The organism is Oleiharenicola lentus, from assembly GCF_051660365.1.
Lineage (GTDB): Bacteria > Verrucomicrobiota > Verrucomicrobiia > Opitutales > Opitutaceae > Lacunisphaera > Lacunisphaera lenta_A.
Genome location: NZ_JBOZXB010000001.1, coordinates 1,456,332 through 1,469,418 on the forward strand (window position 1 = coordinate 1,456,332; position 13,087 = coordinate 1,469,418).

Annotated in this window: 10 protein-coding genes; 4 read left to right on the forward strand and 6 right to left on the reverse strand. The window is 60.5% G+C overall.

The window, feature by feature from the left end; genetic code table 11:
• Window positions 1–56 precede the first annotated feature (56 nt).
• A complete protein-coding gene (locus tag ACRRQW_RS05285; protein ID WP_438480217.1) occupies window positions 57–2,597 on the reverse strand; it encodes a hypothetical protein in 2,541 nt (846 codons plus the stop codon).
• 216 nt (window positions 2,598–2,813) lie between these two features.
• Between ACRRQW_RS05285 and ACRRQW_RS05290 the strand changes: the two genes are divergently transcribed.
• Complete coding sequence (locus tag ACRRQW_RS05290; protein ID WP_438480218.1) at window positions 2,814–5,180, forward strand: FdhF/YdeP family oxidoreductase; 2,367 nt, start codon at window positions 2,814–2,816, stop codon at window positions 5,178–5,180.
• A gap of 21 nt (window positions 5,181–5,201) precedes the next feature.
• Here ACRRQW_RS05290 and mobA read toward each other — a convergent pair whose 3' ends face one another.
• From mobA to fdhD, 3 genes are read right to left on the reverse strand one after another with little or no spacing between them, the layout of a single operon-like run.
• On the reverse strand, window positions 5,202–5,801 hold the full coding sequence (gene mobA, locus ACRRQW_RS05295) for a molybdenum cofactor guanylyltransferase (RefSeq protein ID WP_438480219.1): 600 nt from the start codon (window positions 5,799–5,801) through the stop codon (window positions 5,202–5,204).
• A complete protein-coding gene (locus tag ACRRQW_RS05300; protein ID WP_438480220.1) occupies window positions 5,798–6,262 on the reverse strand; it encodes an MOSC domain-containing protein in 465 nt (154 codons plus the stop codon). The genes mobA and ACRRQW_RS05300 overlap by 4 nt, the downstream gene beginning before the upstream one ends.
• Window positions 6,259–7,089 carry a formate dehydrogenase accessory sulfurtransferase FdhD gene (gene fdhD, locus ACRRQW_RS05305; protein WP_438480221.1) on the reverse strand — a complete coding sequence of 277 codons (831 nt, stop codon included), beginning with the start codon at window positions 7,087–7,089 and terminating at the stop codon, window positions 6,259–6,261. Before fdhD ends, ACRRQW_RS05300 begins: the two co-directional genes overlap by 4 nt.
• A gap of 108 nt (window positions 7,090–7,197) precedes the next feature.
• Between fdhD and prpB the strand changes: the two genes are divergently transcribed.
• The 3 genes from prpB to ACRRQW_RS05320 all read left to right on the forward strand — a co-directional run bounded on the left by prpB (window position 7,198) and on the right by ACRRQW_RS05320 (window position 10,989).
• On the forward strand, window positions 7,198–8,028 hold the full coding sequence (gene prpB / locus ACRRQW_RS05310; protein WP_438480222.1) for a methylisocitrate lyase: 831 nt from the start codon (window positions 7,198–7,200) through the stop codon (window positions 8,026–8,028).
• Window positions 8,029–8,124: 96 nt separating this feature from the next.
• A complete protein-coding gene (prpC, locus tag ACRRQW_RS05315) occupies window positions 8,125–9,303 on the forward strand; it encodes a bifunctional 2-methylcitrate synthase/citrate synthase (protein ID WP_438480223.1) in 1,179 nt (392 codons plus the stop codon).
• A 162-nt stretch (window positions 9,304–9,465) separates the two neighbouring features.
• Window positions 9,466–10,989: a bifunctional 2-methylcitrate dehydratase/aconitate hydratase gene (locus tag ACRRQW_RS05320; protein WP_438480224.1), complete on the forward strand. Its 1,524-nt coding sequence runs from the start codon at window positions 9,466–9,468 to the stop codon at window positions 10,987–10,989.
• Window positions 10,990–11,013: 24 nt separating this feature from the next.
• Here the strand turns inward: ACRRQW_RS05320 and ACRRQW_RS05325 are convergent, their stop codons facing one another.
• Both ACRRQW_RS05325 and ACRRQW_RS05330 read right to left on the reverse strand, forming a co-directional pair.
• Window positions 11,014–11,775 carry a hypothetical protein gene (locus ACRRQW_RS05325; RefSeq protein ID WP_438480225.1) on the reverse strand — a complete coding sequence of 254 codons (762 nt, stop codon included), beginning with the start codon at window positions 11,773–11,775 and terminating at the stop codon, window positions 11,014–11,016.
• Window positions 11,776–11,806: 31 nt separating this feature from the next.
• Entirely contained in the window at window positions 11,807–13,015 is a 1,209-nt protein-coding gene (locus tag ACRRQW_RS05330) for an Nramp family divalent metal transporter (RefSeq protein ID WP_438480226.1), read from the reverse strand.
• Window positions 13,016–13,087: the final 72 nt, after the last annotated feature.

Sequence of the window (13,087 nt, forward strand, 5' to 3'; positions counted from 1 at the left end):
CTGCTGTGCGGCAGGCGGTCGCTTAAAAAATGCGCCTCCTAATACCCTGCGCCAAATCAGCTATTGAGCGGAATTTTTAACGTCAGTGAATAGGTTTTTCCCAGAGCCGAGCCGCTGCGAAATCCGGTCAAGGTATCGGCAAAGCGCGGGTCGCCAGTGAAAAAATTATCGAGGCTGAGGCCGAGTTGCGCGCCCTTGCCCCAACCGCGCACGATGTCTTTGCGAAATTTATAACCGAAGCGCAGATCGATCTCGGTCGTGGGCGGCGTGACGAAGGTGGGTGAAATAATCTCGTCGGTGTAGCGCACGTGCGTGGAGATTTGCCACGGTCCCTTGCTCCACGAGAGGCGCGTCTGCGTCGTCCAATCAGGTGGGTTGAACTCGGTGTCTCGCTCGAACAAAAACGGCACGCCGGGTTGGATTTCGTAAGTCGAGGTCAGCGGGTGTCGCGCGGAAATCGAGAAACGGAAATGGCCGAGCGATTCGGAATTTTTGCGATATTCCACGGAAAGCGAAAGCCCCGAAGACGACTTCTCGCCGCCTTCCACCGGTGTCGTATCCACCGCGATAATTGTCCCGGGCTCACCCAACGCGAGGTCGGCCGCATTTGGCATCGCGCGCGTTATGCGAGTCGGAAAAGCCGCCTCATTATAAATCAAATCCTGCGCCTCGAAGCGCGAACTCGCCAGATCGTGCTGCCGGTCTTCGTCGTAAGTCACCGTGAGTTGCAATCCGTCGAGAAAGGTCGGCTCGATTGAGGCGCTGAACACCATTTCTTCGGTGCGCGCTTTGGCCGTGCCGTCGAAATCGCGCGACGTGACCTGCACTTCCGAGGCCGTGCCAGAACTGCGGTGTGGATCGATCAACGTCGCGGTGACGAGCGCCTGCTCTTCCGCCACGTAGCGAATCGGCGCCACCCACGACGCCGCATAACTTCCCTGAAACATCAGCGGCTTCGCCGGCGACCACACGAGTCCCGCGCGCTGTTTCGTCGTCGGACTCACGCTGCTACGATCGGAAAAATTACTCGTGAATTCAGTTTCCAAACGACGCAACGCCCGCCGCGCATTCGTTTCGCTGAACCACGGCAGCATCAAGGTCGCGCTCGCCGACTCGGAATTCGGGTGCCGGTTAATCGTGGAGTCGGCCAAGCCGCGCGCGTTGCGATACGTGCGCTCCTGCAATTGATCGCTGTAATTGCCCCGCAAGACCAGGTTGGCGTCACCGCCCGGCGCTGCAAAGGCGGGCCCGCTGGCGGAGACTTCGAGTTTGGAATTGAGCGTGGTGTTGTCGTTACTGCGCACCACGGTGAGCGCAGGATAAAGCACGGCGTTGCGCGCGTCGTCGCCAAACGGATTAAAACGCAGCGCGGGATCGGCGGCATTGAGCGACGCGGAAAATTTTTGCAGGTCGAGGTCGGTGGCCGATTGCGAGACGTCACTCCACCGCGTGCCGAGGCTTGTGTTCCATTTCCAGCGACCGGTGAATTGCCCCGCGAGGTTGATGCCGAACTGGGCATTTGTGCTTTCCGAGTGCGTCTGCACCGGCCCGAAGCCGGTGTGCACCAGGCCGATGAGCACATCCTGACCAAACGGATTAAACGCCGCCGCGACCCGCGTGCCGGCCGAACTCGGCGTGACGGGTGGCGCGCTGATGCGGCCGGAGCGGGTTTCGTTGAGCGAAGCCGCCACCGAGAATCGCGTGGCTTTATTCAGTGGCCGACTGAAATTGAGATTGATGCCGGTTTGTTCGGATGGCGACACCAGCATCAAATAATCCGCCGTATCAAAGCGTCGCTGCCCGGCCGCGGTGAGCGTCACGAAAGGCGGCCGAATTTGCCCCGCGAGAAATTGCGCAGGCGCTGTCGCGATGCCCGTTTCCGGCACGAGCGCAACGGGCACCGGATTGCCGCTCGCATCGACGATCCCCGCGAGATTACCCGCCACGGCTTGCACGACGGCACGCTCACCCCAGAGCAAACGCAGGTCGGTGCCGCCGAGCGCTTCGTGATTTTGGTTGCTCGAAAAACTCCGTTCCGACGCAAAAAGCGACGTCTGCTCTTTATAGTTAAGTGTGAAGATGAGGCGATTTTTTCCCTGCGTGGCTCCGCCGGAAAGGGTCACACCTTTCTGCGCCCCACCGCCGCCTTCGAGGCTGTTGCGATAATTCAGCGTCACGTTCGCGCCGCGATAATTTTGTTTAAGACGGATGTTAATAACGCGGCCTTTGGCAAACGCCCCGTATTGCGGCATCGCGCCGTAATTGGAAACTTCGATGCCCTGAATCATTTCCGGCGGCAGCGTGGAGATATCGAGATACGTCGGCTCGCCGTCGATGAGGACGAGCTGCTCCTTGCCATTGGGGCTCGGTGGTAACTGCCCAAGAAATTCGCCGAGGTCGAACGCCCCGGAATTATCGATATCCTCCGCGCTGTAATTATCCGTCGGGGTCGTGCCACCCACATCGGAAGCGCTCGCCCGCGAACCGCTCACTTTGAACGGAGCCAGTTCAATCACCGTTGAAACCGTCGGCGCAGGCGCCGCTGGCGTAACATCGACTTTTTGCGCGACGAGCGTGCCGCCAAGGCAGGCGCTCAAAAGAGCCGCAAGGAAACTAGGGGGTAAACGATTGATGCCGTAACGACGCAGCGCGGGAGATTTTTGTTACACTGGAATTTTAGCTTTATCACTCGGATTCTAATGGGGTGCCGCGAGTGCTCATGACGTAATGAGCGCGTGAACATTCATATAAAGTTCTGTTGTTAAGGCCTGGTTTGCGACTAGGTTGAAAAATATTTTCCACCCTGCCGCCCGATGAGTTCCGAGCCCACTTCCCCCTCCCATTCCCCCGCGCCGTCTGGCGCTGAAACGCCGGTCGAACTCGCGGGCACGCGCATCACGCATCCGCACCGCACCGCTGCGGGCGTAAAAGCACTCGTGGTCACGACGGCGTTTGGCCTGAAATATTCCGGGCCAGTCAACACCGTGCGCACGGCGCTCAAGTTGAACCAGGTCGACGGATTCGATTGCCAGAGTTGCGCATGGCCGAGCCCGGACGATCACCGCAGCGTCGCGGAGTTTTGCGAAAACGGTTTCAAGGCCGTCGCCTACGAAGCCACGAAAAAAACCATCGGTCGTGATTTTTTCCGCGATCACTCCGTGGCCGAACTCGGCGAAAAATCAGATTTCTGGCTCGGCGAACAAGGCCGCCTCGCCGAACCCATGGTGTTGCGCCCGGGAGCAACGCATTACGAACCCATTGAGTGGAGCGAAGCGTTCGCGATCGTCGCGCGCGAGCTCAACGCCCTCGCCTCGCCCGACGAAGCGCTCTTCTACACCTCGGGTCGCACAAGCAACGAGACCGCGTTTCTCTACCAGCTTTTCATCCGCATGTTCGGCACAAATAATATGCCGGACTGTTCGAACATGTGCCACGAATCGACGAGCGTCTCGCTGCCGCCCGTCATCGGCATCGGCAAAGGCTGCGTGAAACTGGACGACTTCGAAAAAGCAGACGCGATTTTTATTCTGGGCCAAAATCCGGGCACGAATCACCCGCGCATGCTCACGTCGCTCCAAGCCGCGAAGGAAAACGGCTGCAAACTCGTGCACGTAAATCCGCTGCAGGAGACCGGTGCATTCCGTTTTAAAAACCCCCAAGATCTCCTGCACCCGAAGCGCATCCCGCGCTTCCTTTTCACGAAGGGCACCAACCTTTCCGATCTCTGGCTCCAAGTGCGTATCAACGGCGACATGGCGTTCCTCAAGGGCCTCATGAAGGAATTGCTCGCTGACGAAGAAACTGCACCGGGCACGGTGTTCGACCACGCTTTCATCCGCGATTACACACAGGATTACGAAAAACTCCTCACGCAACTCCGCGCCACGTCGTGGGACGACATCGTGGAGTTCTCCGGCCTCACGCGCGCCGAGATCCGCGCCGCCGCCGACATCGCGCGCGGCGCGAAGAACATCATCGTGTGCTGGTGCATGGGCATCACGCAGCACAAGAACGCCGTCGCAACGATTCAGGACATCGTTAATTTCCTCCTCTTGCGCGGCAACATCGGCCGCCCCGGCGCGGGCCCTTGTCCCGTGCGCGGCCACTCGAATGTGCAAGGCGATCGCACGATGGGCATCTGGGAAAACCCGCGGCCCGAGTTTCTCGACAAACTCGGCGAAGTCTTCGGCTTCAACCCGCCGCGCAAACGCGGTTACGACACCGTCGAATCGATTCACAAAATGAAAGACGGCACCGCGAAAGTATTTTTCGCGATGGGCGGCAATTTCCTTTCCGCCACGTCCGACACCGAAGCCAACGCCGCCGGCCTGCGCCGTTGCCGCCTCACCGCGCACGTCTCGATCAAACTCAACCGCTCGCACGTTGTGCACGGGCAGACCGCGTTGATCCTGCCGTGTCTCGGCCGCACGGAAGTCGACATGCAAGCGAGCGGCGAACAGTTTCAAACCTGCGAAGACAGCATGGGCATCATCAATCCCACGCGCGGTAACCTGAAGCCTGTCTCGGAAAAATTGCTCAGCGAAACCGCCATCGTCGCCGGCATCGCGCAAGCCACGCTCGGCGGGAAACCCGGCGTCAACTGGCAAGCCTACGCCGGCAACTACGATCTCATCCGCGACAAAATCGAAGCCGTCGTGCCGGGTTTCGCGAATTACAACCAGCGCGCACGTGCCGGGTTTTTCTACCTGCCGAACGCGCCACGCGACGAACGCCGTTTCCCGACCAAGACCGGCAAAGCGATGTTTACCGCGCACCCACTCACGCGCGCCGAAATCGCCGAAGGCCAATTCCTGCTCACGACGATGCGCACGCACGATCAGTTCAACACGAGCATCTACGGCCTCGATGACCGTTACCGCGGCATCTACAACGGCCGTCGCGTGCTCTTCATGAACGAAGCCGACATGCGCGACCTGAATCTCGTGCAGGGCCAGCTCGTCGATCTCACGAGCCATTTCAAAGGCGAGCAACGCCACGCGCCCTCCTTCATGATCGCGCCCTACGACATTCCACGGCGATGCACCGCGACTTATTTTCCCGAAGGCAACGTCCTCGTCCCCCTCGACAGCCAGGCCGACATCAGCGGCACACCGACTTCGAAGTCCGTCGTGATCACGATCAAAGCGTCCGCCGATCAACGAAAATTCAGCCAAGAGTAGCCCGGCACGCGCTCGGCGACCCTAACGCCCATCTCCCAACTCCAATCTCCGCGCGTCTCTGACGCGCTGATATTCCTCCGGCGTGTTCATGTTCTCAAACAGCGCTGCTTCGCCATCGCTCACTTCGCGCGCATGCAACAACCCGCGCTTCGCCAGCTCCGCACAAATTTCCTGCATCGGCCGGTGCGCCACGCGGTCAAACGCCACGAGCGACGACCGATGCCACGCCGCCGCGAGCGGCTCGAAATAACCGCCACGCACTGGCACGACCGATTGCTCCAACTGCCGCGCGCGCAACGCCAGTTCGCGCAAATAATCCACAGACATCCGCGGCACATCGATGGGCAACACGACCAACACGTCCGCGGTCGTCGCCTGCCACGCATCCAGCAACGCCGCCGCCGGGCCGGTGTCCGCCTGCGTGTCGCATACCACACGAAATCCCTCGCAGATCCACTCGCGATCCGGCGCGCATGATAACAGTAACTCACTCGCGCCCGTCGCGCGCAACGTCGCGGCTTGGTGCGTGAGCAGCGTGCCGTCACTCCACGCCAGCATCGCTTTGTCGCGCCCCATGCGACGCGACCCGCCGCCCGTGAGCAGCACGGTCGCGAAACTCACGCGCCCGCCTCCGTGCGCAAAATCCCGTCGCTCAAAATCCGCGCGCGCAACCCGCCGTTGCCTTTCAACCACTCGAACGCCCCCGGCGCCACCGCTTGATCCATCCAGTAACACGGCTTGCATTCCGAGTAGCCGAAAAAGCGAATGCCCTGCACCGAAAATTCCTGGCCGATGAGGTCATTGAGATTCACGCCGCTTGTCACGACGTTACGCCGATAGACTTCGGACGACACGCCGATCACGCGAAAGTCCCGACACAGCGCATCGTGAATCTCGCGCGCGAAAAAAGTAATCTGTCCGCCGTAGCCGGGTTTGTAGTCGAAGAAGCGATCGCCCTTCAGCCCGTGGCCCGCGACGCACTCCACTTCCGCAACCGACAACGTCGGATTTTTGCTCGGCGGTTTTCCGTGGTGCCCGAAAAAATTATGTCCCGGCGAAATGTAGATCGCTTCGATTTTCATGTGGTCAACTCCGCGACGGTAAGGCCAAGCCGTTCCGCGCCCGTGTAGACATTCATTTTATCAACGCGTAAAAATCCCACGAGCGTTTGCCCGCCGCGTTGCGCGCACTCGACCGCGAGCGAACTCGGCGCGCCAATGCCCGCGATCAACGGAATGCCCGCCGCGAGCGCTTTTTGCACGAGTTCAAATGACACCCGTCCGCTCACGAGCAAAATGGTTTCGCTCAACGGCAACTCGCCCGCAAGCAACGCCTGGCCGATCACTTTATCGAGCGCGTTGTGCCGCCCGACATCTTCGCGCAGCACGCGCAGCGTGCCGTCCGCGCTGAACAACGCGCTCGCATGCACCCCTCCCGTCGCCCCGAAACCCGGCTGCGCCGCCCGCAACTTTTCGGGCAACGCGGCAATGTCCTCCGCAGAAAAACGCGCCGCACTCGTCACCGGCGGAAAATTCTGAAACAGCGCATCGATCGTCGCCTTGCCGCACAGCCCGCAACTCGACGCACTGAACACATGCCGCGTGAGCCGCTCGAAATCCACGCCCACGCTCGCCGCGACTTGCGCATCGACGACATTGCCCGAAGCCGCCTCGGGTTGCGTTTTGCACACGAGCAAATCAAGCAGTTCGTCCGCACGCTTCAACACGCCCTCGGTGAATAAAAATCCCGCCGCCAGTTCACGGTCATGACCCGGCGTGCGCATCGTGACGGCGACGCTGCGACCGTTCACGCGGATCTCCAACGGCTCCTCCACCGCAACCCTGTCGGCTTCGGTCGAGGGCTCGGAATCTTTTTTCCAACGGGTGAGTTGAATCGCAGTGGAATTCATCGGGGCAACCGCAGTCACGGTGCACACCTTCCGCGTGCCGTCGAATTTAGAATTCCGCCCCTGACTCGAAGCCTCGACACCACGCCAACCCGCGCACAGATTGTGACCATGACTCCCGGCCAGAAATTCCGCGCTGCCCTCGCCGAAGAAAAGCCGTTGCAAATCGCCGGCGCGATCAACGCCTACGCCGCGCTGCTCGCCGAACGCGCCGGCTTTCGCGCGCTGTATCTTTCCGGCGCTGGTGTCGCAAATCACTCCTACGGGCTTCCGGACAATGGCGCGACCGAACTCGGTGATGTCATTATCGACGCCCGCCGGATCGCGGCACGCGTCGAGTTACCGTTGCTCGTCGACATCGACACCGGCTGGGACGATCCCGCCGAGGCCGTGCGCGAAATCGCCAACGCCGGCGCCGGCGCTGCGCACATCGAAGATCAAGTTGCGGCGAAACTCTGCGGCCATTTGCCAGGCAAACAGCTGGTTTCCACCGTGGACATGGTCGCGCGCGTAAAAGCCGCTGTTTCGGGAAAACCTTATCCTGAATTCGTCGTCATGGCGCGCACCGATGCCGCCGCCAACGAGGGCGTGGCCGGCGCGATCGCCCGAGCGCAAGCCTACGTCGCCGCGGGAGCTGATATGATTTTCGCCGAGGCACTGCACACCCTCGACGACTACCGCGCGTTTACCGCCGCGCTCCACGTGCCCGTCCTCGCCAACCTCACCGAATTCGGCAAAACGCCCTATTTCACCGTCGAAGAAATCCGCGCCACCGGCATCGCGATGGTGCTTTATCCGCTCTCCGCCTCGCGAGCCGCCGCCACTGCCTCGCGCGAAGTTTACACCGCCATCCGCCAAGACGGCACGCAACGTGACGTTGTCGCTAAAATGCAGCCCCGCACGGAACTCTACGACATCCTCGGCTACCAACCCCCGAAGTAATTAACCACGGATTTCACGGATGCCACGGATCAAACGCCTACATCCATCCGTGTTATCCGTGAAATCCGTGGTCAAAAAATCAAACCTCTCGTCGATATGCCCGATTCATCACTCACCCCCACACCACCTAAAGTTAAAAAATCAGTCGCGCTCTCGGGCGTGGTCGCGGGCAACACCGCGATCTGCACCGTCGGGCACTCGGGCAACGATCTCCACTACCGCGGCTACGACATCGGCGAGCTCGCGGAATTTTCCTCCTACGAGGAAGTCGCCTACCTGTTGATCTACGGCGAACTCCCCACGCGCTCCCAACTGGCCGGCTACTACCGCAAGCTCCGCAAATTCCGCGGCCTGCCTGTCGCCGTGCGCCGCGTGCTGGAAAAGATCCCGAAGACCGCGCACCCGATGGACGTCCTTCGCACCGGCTGTTCGTTGCTCGGCACGCTGGAAGCCGAAAACCTGCCGTCCAGCGGCCCGAACGCCGATAGCGTCACCGGCGCGCAACACATCGCCGACCGCCTGCTCGCGAGTTTCCCGTCGATGCTGCTGTATTGGTATCACTACTCCAAGAGCCGCCGCCGCATCAGCCTCGAAACGGCTGCGCCGAACATTGCCTCCCACTTCCTGCACCTGCTGCACCGTCGTGAACCCGACGAAGCCCACGTCGACGCTCTCGACCGCTCGTTAATTCTCTATGCCGAGCATGAGTTTAACGCCTCCACGTTCACGGCGCGCGTGATCGCCGGCACCGGCTCAGATTTTTATTCGTGCATCACCGGCGCGATCGGCGCGCTGCGCGGCCCTAAGCACGGCGGCGCCAACGAGGTGGCGCTCGAAGTTCAGCAACGCTACAAAACCCCCGAAGCCGCCGAGAAAGACATCCGCGCGCGTCTCGCGAAGAAGGAAATCGTCATCGGTTTCGGCCATCCGGTTTACACGCTCAGCGATCCGCGCAACTCCATCATCAAAGCCACCGCGCACCAGCTCTCGATCACTTCGCGCAACAACACGCGTTACGACATCGCCGAGCGCATCGAAAACTTGATGTGGTCGGAGAAAAAAATGTTTCCCAATCTCGATTGGTATAGCGCCGTCGCCTACGAAAAAATGGGCGTCCCGACCGCGATGTTCACGCCGCTCTTCGTCATCGCCCGCACCGCCGGCTGGGCCGCGCACATCATCGAGCAACGCCTCGACGGAAAAATCATCCGCCCCGCCGCCAACTACACCGGCCCGACCGATCGCTCCTACCCCGGTATCGCCCAGCGCCCGTAATCAGAAAAATCTTTCTCTTTCTGCTTACTCTTAATCTTTCTCAAAAACCGAGAGAACGAGAAGGAGTAAGAGAACGAGAACGATTTCAGTCTGCCCCCATCTTCCATCTCCCAACTCCTATCTCCCATCTCCCACCTCCGCGCGCATCGCGCGCCCCGCATCATGTCCGCCCCTATCTCGAACATCCGCCCGCCGCTCGATCCGCTCATCGAACAACTCACCGACTACGCGCTCAGCGCCGCCACCCCGAGCGACGAAGCGCTCGACACCGCGCGCTGGTGCCTCGCCGACACGCTCGCGTGCGGCATCATGGCGCTCGCGTATCCGGCGTGCACCAAACTCCTCGGCCCCGTCGTCCCCGGCACGTCGATCAAACACGGTGCGCGCGTTCCCGGCACCAGCTACGAACTCGATCCCGTGCAAGCCGCGTTCAACATCGGCACCATCGTCCGCTGGCTCGATTTTAACGACACCTGGCTCGCCGCCGAATGGGGCCACCCGTCCGACAACCTCGGCGCGATCCTCGCCACCGCCGACTGGCTCGCACGCAACCAAGCTGCCGGCATCCAGCCGATGGCGTTTCACTCGCCGCTCACCGGTTTCGGCAAAGAACAAATCTCCGCGCCCGGCGCGCCGACGCGTCCCGCCCACGCGCCGCTCACCATGCGCGATGTCCTCGTTGCGATGGTCAAGGCCCATGAAATCCAAGGCGTCCTCGCGCTCGACAATTCCTTTAACCGCGTCGGCCTCGACCACGTGTTGCTCGTGCGCATCGCCTCGACCGCCGTCACCGCCGCCCTGCTCGGCGGCACGCGCGAACAAGTGGCCAACGCCATCACGCACGCGTGGCTCGACGGCTCCGCGCTACGCACTTACCGCCACGCGCCCAACACCGGCTCGCGCAAATCCTGGGCCGCCGGCGACGCCACCAGTCGCGCCGTGCGCCTCGCGCTCATCGCCATGACCGGCGAGATGGGCTATCAATCCGTGCTCAGCGCCAAAACGTGGGGCTTCCAGGATGTTTCCTTCAAAGGCAAACCGCTCACGCTCGCGCGCCCGCTCGGCAGCTACGTCATGGAGCAGATCCTCTTTAAGATTTCGTTCCCCGCCGAATTTCACGCGCAGACCGCCGTCGAATGCGCGATGCAACTCCACCCGCTTGTGCGCGACCGCCTCGCCGACATCGAACGCGTCGAGCTCACCACGCACGAATCCGCGATCCGCATCATCGACAAATCCGGCCCGCTCCACAACCCCGCCGACCGCGACCACTGCCTCCAATACATGACGGCCATCGGCCTCATCTTCGGCGAGCTCACCGCCGACCACTACGAGGAAAACGTCGCCAGCGACCCGCGCATCGACGCCCTCCGCACGCGCATGGTCGTCACCGAGGAGAAATCGTATTCGAAAGATTACCTCGACCCCGAAAAACGCTCCATTGCCAACGCCGTGCAGGTCTTCTTCAAAGACGGATCAAAGACCGAAAAAATCGCCGTCGAATACCCCATCGGCCACCGCCGCCGTCGCAGCGAAGGCATCCCCGTCCTCCAACAAAAAGCCCACGACGCCTTCGCCGCTCACTACTCCCAAGAAAAAGCCAAACACCTCATGGCCCTCTTCACCGACCGCGCAAAATTAGAGACGATGCCGGTGCAGGAGTTTGTGGGAGCCCTATCGAAGTAAACTGAAAGTCACTCAGGCGTTTCTTCAAAAACCGCGCTCACCATCCGGAAACCAAATTTGGTAAACACGATTTTCGGCCTGCCGAAACAGCCGCAAAAGCGTCCATTGATAAGGATACTTTCGCCAGCTATCCGGAACAGCCTGCGCTATTCGATCCATGTAAAATTTCTTGGGATATCTCGCGTGCGCCCAATGCGAAGCCCGCCCGTGCAAAGGGTAGTAATAAAATTTAAAAACCCCCGTAATTATTCTCAGAAACTTTTTTGATTCTTCGTCTGTAGCGTATTCCGGAATCTCTCCAACCTCAGATGCGATATCCAAGATGTCATGCGAAAGAGCTTTAAGCTTCGCATTAATTTCAGAGCGAGCGTTAGGAGCTAAATATAGGTTACTCCGGAACGGTCTAAGCTCGGCAAATTGTAGAAGCCACATGCCCTTCAGAAAAAATTCAGTGCCCATCTGAATCACAGTATAGTCGAGACTGTATCGTGGATACATGTCCTCAAAACCGTCGAAGTAGTTTGGAGATTTTATTGACCAATCTCTCGTTGGTTTACCGCTTTCGATTAAACTGACTCCTGCATCAAGCCACACATCTGGGTGAAAATCTGTTTCAGCTGAAAAACCATCTTTCAGTTCAGGCACCGGCATACCCGCGCATGTTTCCATAGACTCACACCAAGCGGAGTATTCTTTTGAACGCCGTTTTTCTTCCTCCTCTCGATGCGCAAATCTCTGCTGCGCCAGGTCTACATCGTCTCCGTAGTCCTCGTTCCATTTGTTCATAAATAATTTTTCGCCAAATTAGGACTTAGATTTAAAAAACGCTCCAAAGCTCCCGCACGCAAACCGCTCCGAAGACCAGCAAACACACGATGAGCGCTGCGTTGCCGAGTTTGCGGTTGGCGAGGGAGCCGACCCAGTCGCGACGGTTGTTGAGGTAGAGCAGCGTGCCCGCGAGGAACGGCATGAAGAACGCGCCGACGACGGAGAACGTCACGACCACGGCAACGGGTTGCTTAAACCACAGCAGCACGAGCGGCGGGATCGCGATATAGCATAACGCGCCGATAAACACCGGGCTTTGCCGGCCCTCGGCGTTGCTCGCCACGGCGGGTTGACGACGCCACGCGGCGAACAAATCCACATACACCTGCGACACACCTTGCCACACCCCGAGCATCGCGGTGAACACGGTGCACCAGAATCCAAAGAGAAACATCCAGCGCCCGGCCGGGCCCGCGGAGCTTTCCAAACGCGCGGCGACTTCGAGCGCAATGCGCGTGCCACCGATGGCGTTGGCGTGCACGCCGGCGGCGATGATCACGAGCGCGATGCCGAAGAGTCCGGTGAACACATACGCCAGCCGCACGTCCGCGCGCACCTGCGGCAGCCGTTCCGCGCCGCTCCACCCCGTTGCGCGCATCCAATAACCGTAGCAAATTACCGTCAGGCTCCCGCCAATGCCCCCGAGCAACGCCAGCACCGCCGCGCCACCGCCCTCCGCCGGCACGCGCGGAATCAGCAAGCCGCTCGCGACGTCCGTCACCGACGGTTTCGACAGCACCGCGCACACGAGCACGCACAGCGCCATGATCGCGATGAGCCCTTTCATCACGCGTTGAAATTGCGCGTAGCGATTCAGTCCGACCAGCAACGCAGCAACGACCGCGTGAATCGCGCCCCACACCGGCACGCTTAATCCGGGAAACAAACTCGCGCCCGCGAGCCCGCATGCGCTGCTGAGCGACGCGCCGACGAGAAACGTCCACAGCACGAGGTAGCCCGCGAAATAAATTCCCACCCAGCGCGGCAGCCGCGTGATCCACGCGCGCACGACCGTTTCGCCGGTCGCGAGTTGCCAGCGCGCGAGTGCTTCGGTGAGCACAAATTTCAACGCCGCCGTAAACACCACCGCCCACAGGAGGGTCGTGCCGAACTTGATGCCCGTCACCGACGCCACCACGACATCGCCCGCGCCGATCCCAGCCGCCGCAAGCAACAACCCCGGCCCCAAGGAACGCATTTTCTCCCTCCACACAGTTAACATCGCCTTCCAGCGAAACGAATTCGTTCACCTCGGGCGATGGAAATTTAA

Excerpts from the sequence above, each read along its gene's own strand:
- ACRRQW_RS05290 (WP_438480218.1), top strand. The coding sequence starts at position 2,814 with ATGAGTTCCGAGCCCACTTCCCCCTCCCATTCCCCCGCGCCGTCTGGC.
- ACRRQW_RS05300 (WP_438480220.1), bottom strand. The coding sequence starts at position 6,262 with ATGAAAATCGAAGCGATCTACATTTCGCCGGGACATAATTTTTTCGGG.
- fdhD (WP_438480221.1), bottom strand. The coding sequence starts at position 7,089 with ATGAATTCCACTGCGATTCAACTCACCCGTTGGAAAAAAGATTCCGAG.
- prpB (WP_438480222.1), top strand. The coding sequence starts at position 7,198 with ATGACTCCCGGCCAGAAATTCCGCGCTGCCCTCGCCGAAGAAAAGCCG.
- prpC (WP_438480223.1), top strand. The coding sequence starts at position 8,125 with ATGCCCGATTCATCACTCACCCCCACACCACCTAAAGTTAAAAAATCA.
- ACRRQW_RS05320 (WP_438480224.1), top strand. The coding sequence starts at position 9,466 with ATGTCCGCCCCTATCTCGAACATCCGCCCGCCGCTCGATCCGCTCATC.
- ACRRQW_RS05325 (WP_438480225.1), bottom strand. The coding sequence starts at position 11,775 with ATGAACAAATGGAACGAGGACTACGGAGACGATGTAGACCTGGCGCAG.
- ACRRQW_RS05330 (WP_438480226.1), bottom strand. The coding sequence starts at position 13,015 with ATGCGTTCCTTGGGGCCGGGGTTGTTGCTTGCGGCGGCTGGGATCGGC.